The sequence below is a fragment of the Paenibacillus hebaui genome (assembly GCF_051934385.1).
GTDB lineage: Bacteria > Bacillota > Bacilli > Paenibacillales > Paenibacillaceae > Paenibacillus.
This window is the reverse complement of sequence record NZ_CP196836.1, coordinates 1,236,624-1,253,158: the sequence shown is the minus strand read 5'-3', so window position 1 is coordinate 1,253,158 and position 16,535 is coordinate 1,236,624. Positions and strand designations below refer to the sequence as shown.

General features: G+C 48.7%; 13 protein-coding genes. 6 read left to right on the top strand and 7 right to left on the bottom strand.

Annotation, left to right across the window (positions count from 1 at the left end):
* Positions 1 to 493: 493 nt before the first annotated feature.
* On the top strand, positions 494 to 1,684 hold the full coding sequence (locus ACR32F_RS05530) for a MalY/PatB family protein (RefSeq protein WP_440116912.1): 1,191 nt from the start codon (positions 494 to 496) through the stop codon (positions 1,682 to 1,684).
* A gap of 287 nt (positions 1,685 to 1,971) precedes the next feature.
* Here the strand turns inward: ACR32F_RS05530 and ACR32F_RS05525 are convergent, their stop codons facing one another.
* The 5 genes from ACR32F_RS05525 to ACR32F_RS05505 form a co-directional block, all read right to left on the bottom strand.
* Positions 1,972 to 2,997, bottom strand: coding sequence for an alpha/beta hydrolase (locus ACR32F_RS05525; RefSeq protein ID WP_440116910.1), 1,026 nt, complete (start codon positions 2,995 to 2,997; stop codon positions 1,972 to 1,974).
* A gap of 80 nt (positions 2,998 to 3,077) precedes the next feature.
* Positions 3,078 to 4,109, bottom strand: coding sequence for a hypothetical protein (locus ACR32F_RS05520; RefSeq protein WP_440116908.1), 1,032 nt, complete (start codon positions 4,107 to 4,109; stop codon positions 3,078 to 3,080).
* A gap of 318 nt (positions 4,110 to 4,427) precedes the next feature.
* Positions 4,428 to 6,455 (bottom strand): hypothetical protein, encoded by a 2,028-nt coding sequence (locus tag ACR32F_RS05515; RefSeq protein WP_440116906.1) that lies wholly within the window; start codon positions 6,453 to 6,455, stop codon positions 4,428 to 4,430.
* Complete coding sequence (locus ACR32F_RS05510) at positions 6,430 to 7,332, bottom strand: ABC transporter ATP-binding protein (RefSeq protein WP_440116904.1); 903 nt, start codon at positions 7,330 to 7,332, stop codon at positions 6,430 to 6,432. The genes ACR32F_RS05515 and ACR32F_RS05510 overlap by 26 nt, the downstream gene beginning before the upstream one ends.
* The gene (locus ACR32F_RS05505) at positions 7,325 to 7,714 is read right to left on the bottom strand and encodes a GntR family transcriptional regulator (RefSeq protein ID WP_440116902.1); all 390 of its coding nucleotides are present in this window, start codon (positions 7,712 to 7,714) and stop codon (positions 7,325 to 7,327) included. The genes ACR32F_RS05510 and ACR32F_RS05505 overlap by 8 nt, the downstream gene beginning before the upstream one ends.
* A 675-nt stretch (positions 7,715 to 8,389) precedes the next feature.
* Here ACR32F_RS05505 and ACR32F_RS05500 point away from each other — a divergent pair.
* Together ACR32F_RS05500 and ACR32F_RS05495 are read left to right on the top strand one after the other, a co-directional pair.
* On the top strand, positions 8,390 to 9,220 hold the full coding sequence (locus ACR32F_RS05500) for a futalosine hydrolase (protein ID WP_440116900.1): 831 nt from the start codon (positions 8,390 to 8,392) through the stop codon (positions 9,218 to 9,220).
* Complete coding sequence (locus ACR32F_RS05495; protein WP_440116898.1) at positions 9,217 to 10,059, top strand: 1,4-dihydroxy-6-naphthoate synthase; 843 nt, start codon at positions 9,217 to 9,219, stop codon at positions 10,057 to 10,059. The genes ACR32F_RS05500 and ACR32F_RS05495 overlap by 4 nt, the downstream gene beginning before the upstream one ends.
* A 487-nt stretch (positions 10,060 to 10,546) precedes the next feature.
* Here ACR32F_RS05495 and ACR32F_RS05490 read toward each other — a convergent pair whose 3' ends face one another.
* Positions 10,547 to 11,167: a pyroglutamyl-peptidase I gene (locus ACR32F_RS05490; RefSeq protein ID WP_440116896.1), complete on the bottom strand. Its 621-nt coding sequence runs from the start codon at positions 11,165 to 11,167 to the stop codon at positions 10,547 to 10,549.
* A gap of 21 nt (positions 11,168 to 11,188) precedes the next feature.
* Positions 11,189 to 12,190 carry a Gfo/Idh/MocA family protein gene (locus ACR32F_RS05485; RefSeq protein WP_440116894.1) on the bottom strand — a complete coding sequence of 334 codons (1,002 nt, stop codon included), beginning with the start codon at positions 12,188 to 12,190 and terminating at the stop codon, positions 11,189 to 11,191.
* A gap of 412 nt (positions 12,191 to 12,602) precedes the next feature.
* Between ACR32F_RS05485 and ACR32F_RS05480 the strand changes: the two genes are divergently transcribed.
* The 3 genes from ACR32F_RS05480 to ACR32F_RS05470 all read left to right on the top strand — a co-directional run bounded on the left by ACR32F_RS05480 (position 12,603) and on the right by ACR32F_RS05470 (position 16,514).
* Positions 12,603 to 14,321: an AraC family transcriptional regulator gene (locus ACR32F_RS05480; RefSeq protein WP_440116892.1), complete on the top strand. Its 1,719-nt coding sequence runs from the start codon at positions 12,603 to 12,605 to the stop codon at positions 14,319 to 14,321.
* A gap of 199 nt (positions 14,322 to 14,520) precedes the next feature.
* Entirely contained in the window at positions 14,521 to 15,495 is a 975-nt protein-coding gene (locus tag ACR32F_RS05475) for a FecCD family ABC transporter permease (protein ID WP_440119698.1), read from the top strand.
* 2 nt (positions 15,496 to 15,497) lie between these two features.
* Positions 15,498 to 16,514 carry a FecCD family ABC transporter permease gene (locus ACR32F_RS05470; protein WP_440116890.1) on the top strand — a complete coding sequence of 339 codons (1,017 nt, stop codon included), beginning with the start codon at positions 15,498 to 15,500 and terminating at the stop codon, positions 16,512 to 16,514.
* Positions 16,515 to 16,535 lie beyond the last annotated feature (21 nt).

Below are 16,535 nucleotides of genomic sequence, written 5' to 3'. Positions count from 1 at the left end.
AAATTCAAATGGCAGCATTTTGCATAATTCGATTCAAGTCGCTCTCGGTACCAAATATGGACAGGAAGAAGCAGTCTGACCCAACCAACGTATACACGAATAAAAATTTTCCGACCTATATCTTGCTGATCGAAAGACACTCTTTGGATTTATGCAAAATGCTCATGTAATTATGCTAATCATGTATGGACACGAGCTTGTTCTGATAACAGCCCGTTGTTCCATCAAATGTTAGAAATATAATAGCATCTGGTAAGGGATTGTAAACGATTTATGGACAAAACAGGACCAGGGACGTACAAAATTAGTCTTTGTCGTATTCCCACTGTTCTATGGCTCGTTAATTTGTTCTTATATGAATAAAGTCCCGAATTCCGGACCATACCTATGAAGCTCCTCATTGCACGTTCATCAGTTGCGAAAATAACAAATGTATTAGATAATGATTAGTCGATTGTGGTCGAAGGAACGGAATACAAGGGGGATTTATGCAATGAACAATAACAGTACATTTGACAAGTCTATTAACCGGATCTCAACCGGATCAGAGAAATGGGACGCACTTGAAAAAATCTTCGGTGTCGCTGATGCGCTCCCCATGTGGGTTGCCGATATGGACTTCGCTGCTCCACCATCCGTCATTCATGCTCTGCAAACCCGGATGGAGCATGGGATCTTTGGTTATACGGTGCGGACAAAGTCATATCATGAAGCGGTAGCCGGTTGGATGGAACGTCGCCACAACTGGAGCATTAACGATGACTGGATCGTATTCACTCCCGGTATTGTGCCTGCACTCAACATTGCTGTACAACAATTCACAAATCCGGGAGATGCCGTAGTCATCCAAACTCCGGTGTATGCTCCCTTCTATGAAGTGGTACGTGGTCAAGGCCGCGAACTGATGACCAATCCTTTAATAGAGAATAATGGTCATTACTCGATGGATCTGGAACAACTGGAATCCAGCTTGCAGACCGGCCGCGTCAAAATGCTGATTCTATGCAGCCCTCACAACCCGGTTGGGCGTGTATGGACTCACGAGGAGCTTGAAGGGCTTACGTCGCTCTGTCTGCAATATAACGTACTGATGGTTTCGGACGAAATTCATGCTGATCTTGTTCACCAGCGCGGAGCCCATACACCCCTGACCCTTATCTCGGACGCTGTCACTGATCGGAGCATCATCTGTACGGCTCCAAGCAAAACGTTCAATATTCCTGGCCTCTGTACCTCCAATATCATCATCCCCAATGCCAAGTTGCGGGAATCTTTCGCACAGGGTGTGAAAACGATGGGACTTGCCAGTATCAGTACGCTGGGAGCTGTTGCAACCGAAGCCGCTTACAACGGAGCCGAGGAATGGTTGGATGACTGCCTTGCTTATATCCGCGGTAATATGGAATATGTACAGCAGTATGTCGCGGAACACATGCCAAAGATCAAAATGCATCTGCCAGAAGCGACCTATCTGTTATGGATGGATTTCCGGGAGCTGAATATCCCTCATGCACAACTATGCAATATGCTGCTTCATGAAGCGGGGATTGCTTTCAATGACGGAAGCTTCTTCGGAGCGGAGGGCACAGGATTCATGCGCATTAATGTAGCCTGTCCACGTTCTACGGTTGAAGAGGCCATGCGCAGATTGTCTGTGTTGGTAAACAAGTTGTCGGACAAATAAGTTACTGATGCTAACGAATAGGATACACCTTATTCCGATGTTTAGCGTGAGATAAAGCGGCTAACGAACCTCAGTGACAATGATCATAATTATGGCAAAAGTCTGCGAAAATACAGACCAACTGAGAAAATAAAGCGTCTACGATTCGTTCCAATGTCGTACTTGCAAAATTTCAGCTAATAAAACGTGTTCAGTTCGTTAAAATTGTAAGAGGGTGTCACCTAGTCATGTCCATGATTAATGTTCATGATTGACTATGGGGGCACCCTTTTTATAGACTTATCCGCTCATCGACTATACTGTTCCATGAAGCGCACCGCCGAATGCATCGCCTGTTGTCCAGCTTCACTCTCCAGATCAAATTGATAATCATGTCCCAGCTTCTCCGAAGAGGTCGAGAAAAATAAGGTTTCCGCATCCACATCAAGGCGCTTCAAGACTTGTGCCAATTCAATCGATTGCTTGGTCAACGGGTCATCATTTCCTGAGGTAATAAATGCAGGTGGGTACGCTGCTGTAGCTTGAAGCACAGTCGACATTTCATCTAGACGTGGATATTCTTCAAATGTTTTGAGCCCCGTATATGACCAGAGAAACGTCCTTATTAGCGGAAATCCCGTTTTCCCTACTGTACTCAGATTGTAAGGGCCACAGAACAGAAGCACCCCGCGTAACTCTTCCGGCTTAACGGTTGGTGTTATATTCATCAGCTTGGCCAGGGATGGATTCGTCACCACTGCCGCGGTCTGACTTGCAATCTGGGCACCTGCTGAATTGCCTGCGAGAAATATGTTCTCCGGATCACCCTGAAACTCACTGGCATGCTTCTTCACGTAAGTCAAAGCCTGATCCGTCTGGATCACGGGCATGGGATATTTCGTATCCGGTGCGAGCGCATAATTCATACTGACAACAACGTAACCCTGTTTGGCTAATTGCACTGCATAATCTGCTATATCCTCTTTGTCACCCAAGACCCATCCACCACCATGAACCCACAACACTACAGGCAATGGTTCCGTTGTTACGGAAGGATAATAGATATCCAGCGTACTGGCATTACGACCCTCGTCCGCATAGGGCACATCCGCAACACGAGTTACCCCTTCCGAGATAACAGTGTCCTTACTGTTCGTGTCTGCACTAGCAAGCTCAATGAAGGAATTCAGTAAAAATATCGTTATTTTCGGTGTTAATTGTGTACCAATTCCAACAAAACCTGTAATCATGATTAGTAAAACGATGGGAATCCAGTACCGTTTACGTTTTAAACCTTTTGTCCCCGCACGTTTCGTTTCCAACTTTGACTGCAACAGCTTCACCTCGTTCCATCATCATCGAAGCGTCTTTACATCTAAAGTGGTTTACGTAGCGGAGAGAAACGGGTTTCCTCTTATTTGGGTCTATTGGCGAGTTCCTGTCTGACTTTGACGTACGTAGTAGATACTTTTTGCTCCAGTGTGTGGATATTTTGTTTCGAGCCTGCCCACTTCTCCGCTGCAGTACCCAATGAGTTCAATGAGCTTAGCACACGTGACGTTTGGCCTTGCTTCATACTTTGTTTGAATTGTTGTAACGCGTTTGAATATCGCTCTTTCGCCACACTCACCTGTTTTTTGGTCGTTTGAATCTGTTTCTTCACCGAATCGGCCCCTGCCAGCATAGCGCGTAAACGTTTCACTTCAGCTTTCTTCCGTTTACGTGCTTCGGCAAGTTCCTTTTTCTTGATCCGAATATCTTCTCTGGCAAGCTTCACAACCGGTTTCAACGTCTCGGCCTGGGTGCGGATTGCTGCACTCCATTCCTTATTTTTGATGGCTTTGGCTGCATCCAGCTGTCTATTGACTGAACTGTACAGAGTAAACAGAGGTTCATAGCGGGCTTGAGTTTGCTTTACCTTTTCGCTTAAACCTGTGATCTTCGCATCATCAGTTTGCCTTATTTCCACACGCAATCGTTCCAACTCCGCAATGTTGGCGGCATGAATTGTCTTTATTTTTTGTGTCCAATCCTGCTCTTGAGTCTTCCAGTTCCCAACGTTCTCGTACGCTCGTTGCAGGTTCAATTGGGTCTGTGCATCAGCCTTGTTCAGAACGGTATCCCACGCTTTCTGCGCTGTTACTCCAAGATCTATGCCCGCAGCATCAGCAGCCGAAGAAAAATAAATCGTGCCTAGGCCGAAAATAATAATTAACCCTATGAGCAAACGGGGCCATATGTTTAAATGAGTGACCGATTGCGACCTGACTCGACTTCTACCTACAACCATATGACATGTGGTTTCTTTCATTAAAGTTATGTCCACCATCTGCTGTACCTCCTCATTCCACCCAATCCTGTCGTCTTGCCTGATTCGTGTGAACAAATAATCATCTGCTTGTGCCTCTTGATCGTTATTCGCTTCCTTCCACATCCCTGTTTGCATCTACTTCTACTCCCCTTCTTTGAAATAAATCGTTAGATAGCAAGCTGTTAGATATCAGTGGCTATGTATTTCGAGTAGCCTTCATCACCTCCCTGTAGAAATCAGCTTAAACGACAAAAAGCACCCGCAAGTCAGGCATATTGCCTGCTCTTACGGGTGCTTCCCTCATAAGCCGTTCCATATGGGATTCGCCGAAATGATAATTATTTCGATTCGAATCATTACTTTTTCTAATATATTCCATACAATGGATCTGGTCAAGTCCATTCGGCAAGCAACATGTTATAACGGGAGAACCCTTCCCACATGAAGATGACCTTACGGTTTGACCAGGATGGCTTTCATCTCTTCCGTCAGGTCCTCTTCCTTCAGTATCATGTAGATGTTCTCCCCTCGGGTGACATTCAACTTGATCTGATAGACGGTATCTCTCTCTGTTTCATAACCGGACCGTTGACGTTTGAGCAGTTCGCTGATGATTTTTTTGTTTTTGGTAGCGACCTGTTTGTTGCCGTTGGCATTCCCGTCCACATATTCTGACTGAGGATACACCGATTGAGGATTTCCCGGACTATTGATCTCCTGCTTCACAAACTGCGCCGAAGCCACTTCATCTACCGGGAATTCCAGTTGTTCGTATAAGTTGTTTTCTTTCAGCCAACCCAGTGCCCGGTCATAACTCGGTTTAATCTCAAAATTCCACATTTCCTTGGGCCGAGAAGGATCATTTGACGCTGGCTCCTGATTCATTTCCGCATTTGCAAAAGACTGCCAAGGAGATCGTTGTTCCTCATAACTCTGGTCCATTATGTCCTGTTTCAGCAGTTCCTTAAACTCACGGACTTGTTCCGGATTGCTAATATATACTTTTCGGTATGAACTAATCATGGAGCGAATGCCAATACTTAGCGCGTCCTCATCCAGCTTATACGTATCAAATGCGAATTTTTTGTAAGCCTGAGACTGCTTCAGCGCCATTAATTCCTGACGAAATTCTGGTTCGGGAATGTAATATTTGCGTTTCATCACCTTGCCGTTATCCAGCTTGTAGTTAATAAACACATACTCTTCATTACGCATCCCTGCATTGATGGGGTCAACCAGCAAAGGCAGATCGGAATCCACGATCTTCTGATGAAGGGCGATAACAGCTTCCATATATTCCGGATCATCCGAATAGAATGGGCTATCATCCATTTTCACTGTGACACCATTGGTATAGGTATAACGTTCCCCGCCAAGTTTGATACTGTTGACCTTGTTTATATCAGGCACTCTGGCGGCATATCCATTCCAATCGGCGACGGGAATATACAGGATCAGACCAGCCACGATACTATACAGTGCAAGCTTGGGCAGCAGTCTGCTGCTCCAGATCAGCCAAGTCTTGCGGATAATCATCTCGGCACACACATAACCGACAACTCCACCAAGGACATATCCAAAGATGCCCCACCCTGATGATCCTTTTGGAGCAATAATAGTGAAGTAGGCTCCGCCAATCAGAACCAGCGTAAACATTAAACCAAAGCGGAATATCGGTTTGATCAGGGCAAATGTAACCGCCTGGGTAGCGGATTCCACCTGTCTCTTTGCATAGAAAAGGTAAGTCAACGGGATGAACAACAACGTCAATATGGAATAGACAATGAGTTCCCAACGAATTACCGGATATCCGCTGATCGAAGCCATGCGAAGGACCAGAGATATTTTTTCCGCACTGCGTCCTACTTCATCGTACGGATATCCGAGCAGATAATGCTGAAGATGCAGGGACAAAATAAACCATACGACTACAGGTAACAACAGGAGCGCATACACGGTAAGTCCCTGTAATACGGACTGTCCAATGCACATGCCTACCACCACGGTCAGCATGAACATAAACAGCGAGTAGATGCTCATACTGAGTCCCCACATCCAGATCTCACTGCCTCCGAATATAAATACGGGTTGATCGAGAACAGCCCATACCCAGCCTGTAATTGCAGTCGTTATCCAAATCGGAATCAAGATCATAATAAATCCGGTGAGCAGATTAACGGTGAGCAGATGCTTGCGGCGCAGCGGCAAACTGTGGAACAGATCCGAAGGTGCACCCGATTGCACATATCGGAACAGAAAAATGCCCGCAGCTACCGGGAACGTAATGGCAAATAAAATCTGCACTTCCCCATTTGCCTGGAACAAACTCGAAATCTGCTGTGGCACGTCCCTGTACTCTGTACCGATGTAAAGCGGCAGCGAAAACAACAATGTGATCAGATACAAGATGCCGATCCATCCATGCTGCCTGAAATTTTGGATCAGGATGCCCCGGTTACAGAACAATCGGTTGAATATCATACCCTGCGTCCTCCATTTCATAGATAAATATTTCTTCCAGTGTCAGGGGCAATACATCCAGCAGATACGGATCAAATGCACGGAATCGTTCCGTTACAGCCTCACGATTACCTTTCACGATAAACAGGGATACACTTCCCCGTTTCTCTTCGTGCAAAATATCCACCTGCTCATCCATAGCTTTGGCATGGTCCGAGTGACGGAAAGCAACCTGGATTTTATGCGTATCAGCCTTCAGATCATCCAGATCTTTCTCTACAATAATCCGGCCCTTGTGCATGATCGCTACATGGTCACACAGATCTTCAATTTCACGCAAATTGTGGGACGAGATGATGATGGTTACCTGACGTTCTGCTGCTTCCTGGAATAATAGATTTTTGATCTGCTGCCGCATCACCGGATCAAGTCCGTCAATCGGCTCATCCATAAGTAGCACTTCAGGCATACAACTGAGTCCCAGCCATACCGCTGCCTGACGGCGCATGCCTTTGGACATGCGATGCAGTTTTCTTTTGACATCCAGTTTGAATACACTGCCCAGTTGCAGGAAACGCTCCTCATTCCAGCGCGGATATATGGAACGGTAGAACGATGCCATCTGATGGATGGACGATTGCGGGAAAAAATATGGCGCATCTGCCATAAAAATGGTGCGTCCCTTAAGGTCCATATTTTCATATATTTCTTGCCCATCCATGCGAACCGTCCCGCTATCCTGACGATAAATGCCTGCCACGATTTTGAGCAGTGACGTTTTGCCTGCCCCGTTGGAACCGAGCAGACCGTAGATCGATCCCTTATGTACTTGCATCGTTACGCCATCAACGGCTTTCTCTTTTTCAAACGCCTTAATAACCTGATTCAGCTCAATCATTCGGCTCCCCCCTCTCTATACGGGCCATCGCTTCCTCAAATAAAAGCGTCATATCGGCTTTGGTCAAACCGGAATACGATGCTTCCGCAATCAGCTTCACCAGAGCCGCTCTGATTTCATCTCTCATGGCTGCATTCGGATGTTCCACGGACGATGATACGAAGCTCCCTTTTCCCTGCAAAGAATAGATGTAACCTTCACGTTCAAGCTCGCGGTACGCTTTCTGAATTGTATTGGGATTAACAGTCAGCTGCGCGGACAGTGTGCGAACGGAAGGAAGTTGCTCATCGGGTTGGAGAACACCGTATACGATCATTTCTTTGATTTTGTCCACTAGCTGCTCATAGATCGCCTTACGGCTGCGTACATCTAATTCGAACATCCCGCACCTCCTTTCTGAAAATGTTGTAAATACCCTATTGATGAAAGATGTCTGTATATGAGGTGTATGGTTCCAACGTTAAGGTGTATTGACTGTACTATCATTATTAATACAGTTGATACAGATTGTCAACAGTTAACTTTGACTTCTCGGGTTATTCGCGTTAATTTTAGTTATGATTAAAATGACATATTCACTGGCGGGAATAGAACTGTCTGTAAATAAAAAAAGCCGTAATTTCTCGTTTCGTTTTGTTTCGGGCGGGCTGTTACAGTTGGTTAAACCGCTTTTCGAGCTTATTACGTCCAAAGCTTGTTCTGATCTTTGCCCTTCCGTTATGATGGGGAAGAGGTAAGTACTTGTTCACTTACTAACCACGCTCATGGAGAAGATATACGCTTTTTCACTCTTCCCTAACTTATTATCACTGCTGTACGCACTGTATAGCATCAGAAAACTAAACAACTATATACCGTGTGTATAGATCGAAAAATTCTATATATAGTGCTCCATCTGTATTGATGATGTATTATCTTTGGGAGAAACTTGTCCAGTCTTTGAAAGACAAAGTCGGATAAAATGTCTTGTTCAAGTGGACATCTTGATCTTGCAAACCAAATTCGAGATGACCTTCATACAGCTTTGAATCTAATGCCTCATAAGGGAGAATCCGGGATGAATGAATCGAAACAGAATGAGTCCATAGAACATAGTCGAACAACAGCTTCCACACTACGTGTATTAATCGTTACCGCCGTTGACGCGGAAAAAGATGCTGTACTCCGCGGCTTGGGTGACCAAGCTGCGGAACGATTTGATGTGATCGCTGCGGGCGTAGGCCCGGCCTCTGCCGCAGCAGGAACCGCAGCAGCGCTGGCATTTGCCTCAGCGGCTGCGGGCGCAAATGCGCTGGCGCAAGGCTTTGCCGCGCCAAGCGAAATAGATGCGGCACAGGCATCTGCCGCATCTTCTAGGCCGGGGCCCCTGGCCGGGACCGGACGGACACCAGCGTACTCGCTGGTGATCAGTGCCGGCATCGGCGGCGGGTTCCCCGGCCGGGCGGACGTCGGCTCCCTCGTGGTGGCCGACACCATGGTTGCAGCCGATCTGGGCTCGCAGACGCCAGACGGCTTCCTAAGCGTGGACGAGCTCGGATTCGGCTCGTCCCATGTGGCGGCGGACGCGGAGCTTGCCGCTCGCCTACGCCATGAGCTGCAGCGGGCCGGGCTCGCTGTCAGCGGAGGTACAGCGGTCACCGTATCCACGGCGACCGGAACAGCTGAGACGGCCGCGGAGCTATTGCGCCGCGTGCCGGATGCCGCCGCCGAAGGCATGGAAGGCTTCGGCGTGGCGACAGCAGCCAAGCAATTCGGTGTGCCAGCGCTCGAACTGCGGGCCATATCCAACGCGGTCGGTCCACGCGACCGCGACGCCTGGCGCATCAAGGATGCACTCGATGCGCTCCAGGCAGCAAGTTCCATTTTACGGGAGGTCATGACATCATGAAAATTGCATTTTCCCCTTGTCCCAATGATACCTTTATCTTTCACGCCTGGGTGCATGGACTGATTCCAGGTGCACCTGAGCTGGATGTCCGTTACGCGGATATCGATATTACCAACGGGCTTGCAGCTAATCCGGATGGACCAGATACACCCGAAGTCATGAAAATATCCTATGCAGCGCTACCCTATGTGCTGAATGAATATGCGCTCTTGCCTGCGGGCGGTGCACTTGGCAGAGGATGCGGACCACTGGTTCTGACCGCAAACGGTACAACCGATCCGGCCTATCTCTCAGGACGCCGAGTTGCCGTACCAAGTGAACGTTCAACAGCTTACCTGTTGTTCCGTCTGTGGGCAGCGCAAAATGTTCCCGGCGGCGTAGGTGAGATTGTAGTCATGCCCTTTGACCAGATTATGCCTGCTGTCCGTGATGGCAAGATCGATGCCGGCTTGGTTATCCATGAAGCACGCTTCACATACCAGAACTATGATCTCAAACTGATGACCGATCTCGGTAACTGGTGGGAAAGCGACACAGGTTTGCCAATACCGCTTGGAGCGATTATTGCCCGCCGCAATCTGGATGCTCACGCTCTCGCTGGTTGGGCACTTGCCTCGGTGGAATACGCATGGGCGCATCCGGATGAGTCCAAAGCATACGTTATGGAACATGCGCAAGAGATGGACCCTGATGTAGCTGCACAGCATATCGGCTTGTATGTTAATGAGTTCAGCGCCAACCTGGGCGATGACGGTTATGGTGCAATTACAGCGTTGCTTGGACGCGCGATGAAAGAAGGACTTGTTCCCGAGTTCGATCTCGATTTGTTACGGATCTAACTCGCCTGGCATAGATACAAAACATCAATGAGGCTGTGCGTGAATTTCGTTTTCCATTCTTCGGTGGGATACAGTCTCAGTGCCGATCGCTCCATGCCCAAAACCAAGACGCTAACGAATCGATGACACTTTATTGAGCAGAATCAGGTGCAGTGAAAATACTACTGAATCTCAGCCACGTTATTCCGGTAGAACTCTGCCAAAACACAGTCAGAACGGGCGCAATAACTGAAATAACGCTTCTGTGATTCGTTAGATTCCTGTATCTCTTGACGAACTCCTTTTGCCGCACGGCCGTCATTGCCACGAACCATTACAAAAAAGGCTGTCCTATAAAGTCATATTCATGACAATAGGACTGCCTTTTTAATCTATTTCAACCAAAAAATGAACCTATCCCCAATGTTGATCTACCAACATAGCGGATCTGACCACACAGCGTTCCAAAGTGATATCATTCGTTCATATTACATCGACTCACAATTAATTACTTAGCCACTACCGTGCGAATCATAATCCGCAGCGCATCTAGCATCATGGAGATGGGCAGTGATGGCACAGAAGGCTGCGACACAGCCATCTCTGTTGATGCTGGAAAGTGCACAAACCCGGCACGGATGGGTAGCTGCCCTACTTGAATGTGATCCAGCACCCGGTACATCGTATTATTGCAAATATATGTCCCTGCCGTATTGGACACCACAGCCGGGATACCTGCTGCCAACATATTATTCACCATGGCACGAATGGGCAATGTGGAGAATAGGCCGTCTGGACTGCCTTCCACTATGAGCTCGTCCACTGGACGCTGTCCCTGGTTATCCGCGTAGGAGCCCGGAGGAATGTCTTTGATATTAACGGCAATCCGTTCCGGTGTAATGGCCGTCCTTCCTTTGGCAAGTCCACAGGCGATGACAACATCAGGCCGATAGGACTCCATCTCTGCGATTAGCAGATCCGCACATTCATTGAAGTGCACAGGCAACAGCACTGTTTTTAACTCAGCTCCCTCGATAGCTTCATGCGCAAGTGCCTCCATCAGCTCTCCCGTCGGATTCACCGCATCCCCACCGAAAGGTTCATACCCGGATATCAGAATTTTCACCATCGCACGACCACTCCAGTCCATCTACTCAAATTTGTAACGCAAACCCCACTGTCCTCGAATCGTGTCCATCAACTTCATGATTTCCAGTGATTCGTCCAGTTGGATGGTTCTACTTTCCGTACGACCTTCCAGAATGCAGCGACCCGCTTCTTCCGCCTCGAACGCATATCCAATACAAGTCCGGTCGTCGGTAAACTTCTCCGGTTCGTCCTGCCCATTCACATGCAGATAGGCTTCTTTGCCTGCCAGGAAAAAGGGTAACCGAATGTATCCCTCTGTGCCATAAATGATCGCTTCGTTACTCATGTTAAGACGAACAGCTCCATTTAGCGATGCCGAGCGCCCCTCGGAATAGGACAGCAGCACAGAGAATTGTTCGTCCACACCTGTCTGTCCAATGTTTGCCGTGCTCCATACATGCTGGGGCTGCTCGCCAAAGATCATGGACGCAAATGAAATGGGATATACGCCTGCATCAAGCAATGCACCCCCACCCAAATCCGGGTTAAGCAGCCTTCCTTCTGGCTCCCAGCCTACACGGAAACCAAAGTCTGCTTTGACCAGACGCACCTCACCGATTCGACCTTCTGCTATCCACGCTCTGGCTTGAGCAATCGGCGGCAGAAAGCGTGTCCACATGCCTTCCATCAGAAATAGCTTGCGCTCCCGAGCCGTCTCGACCAATTGCTCCAGCTGGCGCGCATTCATCGTAAATGGCTTCTCACAAAGTACCGCTTTTCCCGCCTCCAGACAGGCCATCACATTCTCCTTATGTAGTGGATGTGGGGTTGCCACATAGATAATATCCAGTTCAGGGTCCTGCAGCATTTCATCATACGAACCGTAAGCGCGTTCAAAACCATATTCAGCTGCAAACTTCTCTGCGCTTCCCGCTGTCCGTGAACCAACAGCCGCCTTCACTGCGTTCCCTGCATGCCCCAAATCTTTCGCGAACTGGGATGCAATCCACCCCGTGCCCATAATGCCCCAGTTTACTTTGTCCCGTCCCACTACTTCTGTCATATTAAAGCCTCCCCTAATACCAAAATGAGTTAAAAAGGATCATAATCTTGATCAGGCCAACATGGTTTCCCCTTTATTTTACCAAAAAGAAACGCTTACGTCAGACGATGGTTCAGATCGACGCATGCAAAGCATCCATTGAGATTCACTCTCATTTCAATTCTTCGGTATTTTTGCTAAGATTATCAGCAGATCACGGATGAAAGGACGACTCCTAGACAGGCATGATTATCGCAATTGGTGATCCGTCGAAGCCGATCGTTAACAGCTTCTCATTATATTTACTTTTACCAGTTCAGCCACCAGGACCCGTATTCTGCTTAGCTTGATGACATACCCACAGTGGTTCAGATCGGATAGGCGGCTGCGCTCTCTATAATAAATCCAACCGTTCAAGAGAGGAGGTTACACGATGATAACCAATCCAGAGACTGACCGGAACAAAATCACTCCGCAAGTATTAAACCAGCAGACGAATCCCAATCCTGGGACCGAATCCACAACCCGTATTGAAGTGGAAGCTTTTCTGAACGAAGCACTGCTTGAACTTCATCATGCGGAGCTTGTCACCGTCAATGGGGAATGGCGCTGGCATGAGACGGAGCTTGCGCACCATACCTTCATCTATATGCACAAGTTCACGGGTAAGCTGATTGTAAACGGGACCGAATTCCATATCAGCCGCAAGTCCGCCTTCCTCTGCACACCGGGAGCCTCTCTGGAGCTTTTCTCTGATACAGATCATGAGATTGAACTATATATCATTCGTTATGATCAGTTCCGGGTTGCTGAGAAAACAAAGGCAAGGCGGATCTATGAACGGGAGCTCGGTTCACCGATTACAGGCTGGATTCAGGGTCCCTATTATGGGATTCAGCGAATTGCTGCACAATTGGCAACTGAAACTTCCCAGAACAGCCTAAAATCACAAATGCTCCTGACGGATCTGTTGCATATGCTCTGGCCGCAGGATGATCAGACCCATGCGGAAGGACTGGAAGAGCCCGAGCAGTGGCTACGGTCAACCATGCAATATATGCGGGAAAACTATAAGCATGAGATCAAGCTGGAGAAGCTGGCTGAATTGGCGGGTATGCATCCGTCATATTACTCACAGCTGTTCAAGAGCCGAATGCAGAAAAATCCGATCGAATACATCACTCATCTGCGTATGAATCGGGCCAAGGAACTGCTCATGACGTCCAATCTGCGTGTCCGTGATGTGGCCCGCGAGGTGGGCTACCGGGATGAATTCTATTTCAGCCGCCGCTTCAGGAATCATGCCGGCTATGCACCAACTTCCTATGCAAAGCAGGTCCATCGGAATATCGTGTCGCTCTCCTATCCATACACTGATCACCTGATGACACTTGGCATCACGCCATGTGCAGCTCAGATCCAGGGCCATCTGCCCCATTTGCCCAAATCGCTGACACTGCCGTTCCACGCCTATGAACCATGGGAACAGGGACGTCAGGCATTCCTGGATGTGAATCCCGAATTGATTCTGACCAAGGACAATGCAGCCGCTAAAGCGATGGAACATATTGGCGATGTCGCTCCAATCATCACCATCCCCTGGAACCAGACAGACATGTTCGGCCATTTGCAGAAAATCGCCACGATCGTGGATCGCACCCAAGCGGCCAAGGAGTGGCTGGATCGACATGAGCGCAAAGCGGAGCGGGCTCGCAAAAAGATCAGGGAGACCGCCGGAGATATCACCGTAGCAGTCTGCACCTTGACGGCCAAAGGGCCACGGATGTACAGCCACCGCAACTTCGGCCATGTATTTTATCGCAGCCTGCAACTGGCTGCTCCTCAGCGAATTCAGAACGAACTGGCTGGCAAGCCTGCCGGGGTGGGTTTCAACTGGATGTCCTTCATTCCAGGAGAATGGGACGGTCTAGAAGCAGATGTTCTGCTGCTGGCGATTACGTCTATGCATGAACGAGCCACATTGTTGCAAAAGATAACTACGGATCCACTGTGGATCTCGCATCCTGCGGTAAAAAATGGACGTGTTCATGTTATTGACTGGAATTCATGGGTGGTATATGCTCCCTATTCCATCAACATCCAGCTGGATGAAGCGCTATCCATGTTGACGAATAAACCTTCACTTTTGTAATCTAAAAAATGTCCATCTGCAAAATCTTAATTTATGCCATGTACGGGCCTGGATTAAGATTTTATAATGATCACTAATTGATAATGATAATCAATAACAACAAAAATGAGTTGTTGGTAATAAAGGAGTGACCCCCATTCAACATCCGGGACTGCCACATCGTCCGTCCAATTCACGAAAATCTGCAGTGACCGTTGGCATGATGTTCTTGTCTGCCATAGCCGCACTGCTGCTTAGTATGTTTGTCGCCATTTCACTGGGTGCCAAAGGGCTGACACTGGAAATTGTGTGGAGTGCCATATTTCAGTACAATCCGGCTTTGACGCCCCATCAGATTATTCACGAGCTACGCCTGCCCCGTGTTATTGCGGCAGCTGTCATCGGCGCTGCCTTTGCCGTTGCTGGTGCTCTAATGCAGGGTATTACACGTAATCCACTGGCTGACACAGGTATTCTGGGCATTAATGCGGGAGCCACTTTTGTCGTGGCGCTGAGCTTCGCCTTCTGGCCAGGATTGCCTTATGGCTGGATCATGTTCCTGTCATTCATAGGGGCTGTTTTGGGTACACTGCTCATTTTCCTGCTCGGAATGGCCGCGCCTGGAGGTCTGAATTCCATACGACTCACCGTTGCAGGGGCAGTTATTGCAGCAATGCTAAGCTCGCTCAGCACCGGTATCGCCATTTATTTTGATTTGAGTCAGGATTTGGCCTTCTGGTATGCGGGTGGTTTTGGTGGGATTGAATGGCGACATCTGAAGCTGATTCTTCCTGTGCTGCTGGTCACGCTGGTGCTGATCATGCCACTCGCTCGGCGCGTATCCCTCATGTCACTTGGCGAAGAAGTAGCGATTAATCTGGGGATCAACCTCCGCTGGACGAGGCTGCTCGCCCTGACAGCAGTCGTTGTGCTGGCTGGCGTGTCCGTGTCCGCTGTGGGTTCGATCGGCTTTGTCGGACTTGTCATTCCGCATATTTCCCGCAAATTAGTTGGTGTGGATTATCGGCTCATTATTCCGATGTCTTCCTTGCTGGGAGCGGTCTTGCTGGTACTCGCCGATCTGGGCTCACGTATCGTGAACCCGCCTCAAGAATTGGCGGTAGGTATTATGGTTGCCTTTGTTGGTGTACCGTTCTTCCTCTATCTGGCCCGTAAAGAAAGGAGGGCCTTGTAGCGATGAATTCCACTACCTCTTCACGAGGCAAACGTTCGATAACCGTCAGTGTCACGCTGCTCTGCATCGCCATTGCCGTTATCGTCATCAGCCTGAACACAGGAACCATTCGCCTGTCGCCTGTGGCCGTGCTTCACACCCTGCTTGGCAATGGTACGCCAGATGATCAGATCGTATTGTTTGATTACCGATTGCCGCGCATTCTGGTTACGGTACTGGCCGGAGCAGGACTGGGCATTGCCGGCGCTGCACTGCAAGGCATTACACGCAATCCTTTGGCTGATCCAGGTATTCTGGGATTGCATGCGGGGGCTGCCTTCGGGCTGATGGTGTTTGTAAGCTTCTCACATTCGATGGATGGCTCTGTTGCCTTGCTGATTCCGTTGTTTGCTTTTACAGGCAGCGTTGTCGCAGCACTGGTAATCATGCTGCTGTCCTATGATCGCCATAACGGAGTATCCCCGATGAAGCTGATTCTGGTGGGGATCGCGGTAGCAGCCGGGTTCCATGCCTTGACACTGTATCTGTCCCTGCGTCTGGATGAAGATACCTATTCCTTCGCTGCTCGCTGGCTGGCTGGCAGCGTCTGGGGCCGTGATTGGGTTCATGTGCAGGCGCTGCTTCCATGGATTGTTCTGTGCACCTTGTACATATGGAGCCGATCCAAAACGCTCGATGCCTTCAATCTAGGAGATGCTGCTGCAACCAGTATTGGTACTCCCGTCAGATCTCATCGTGTTATTCTGCTGCTATGCACCGTCGCATTGTCTGCCGTCAGTGTATCCATGGCTGGAGGCATCGGCTTTATCGGTCTAGCGGCTCCGCATCTGGCACGCAGACTTGTCGGTCCGATGCATCGGCATCTGATTCCTGCCGCCGGACTTATCGGTATGGTCATTCTGGTGACCGCCGATACAATCGGGCGAACCATCTTTCAGCCTAACGCCATTCCGGCAGGCGTTGTGGTCGCTGCGATTGGCGCACCTTACTTTTTGTATCTGCTGGTACGAACCAAGTAATTATTTTTGCTTTTAGAAAAA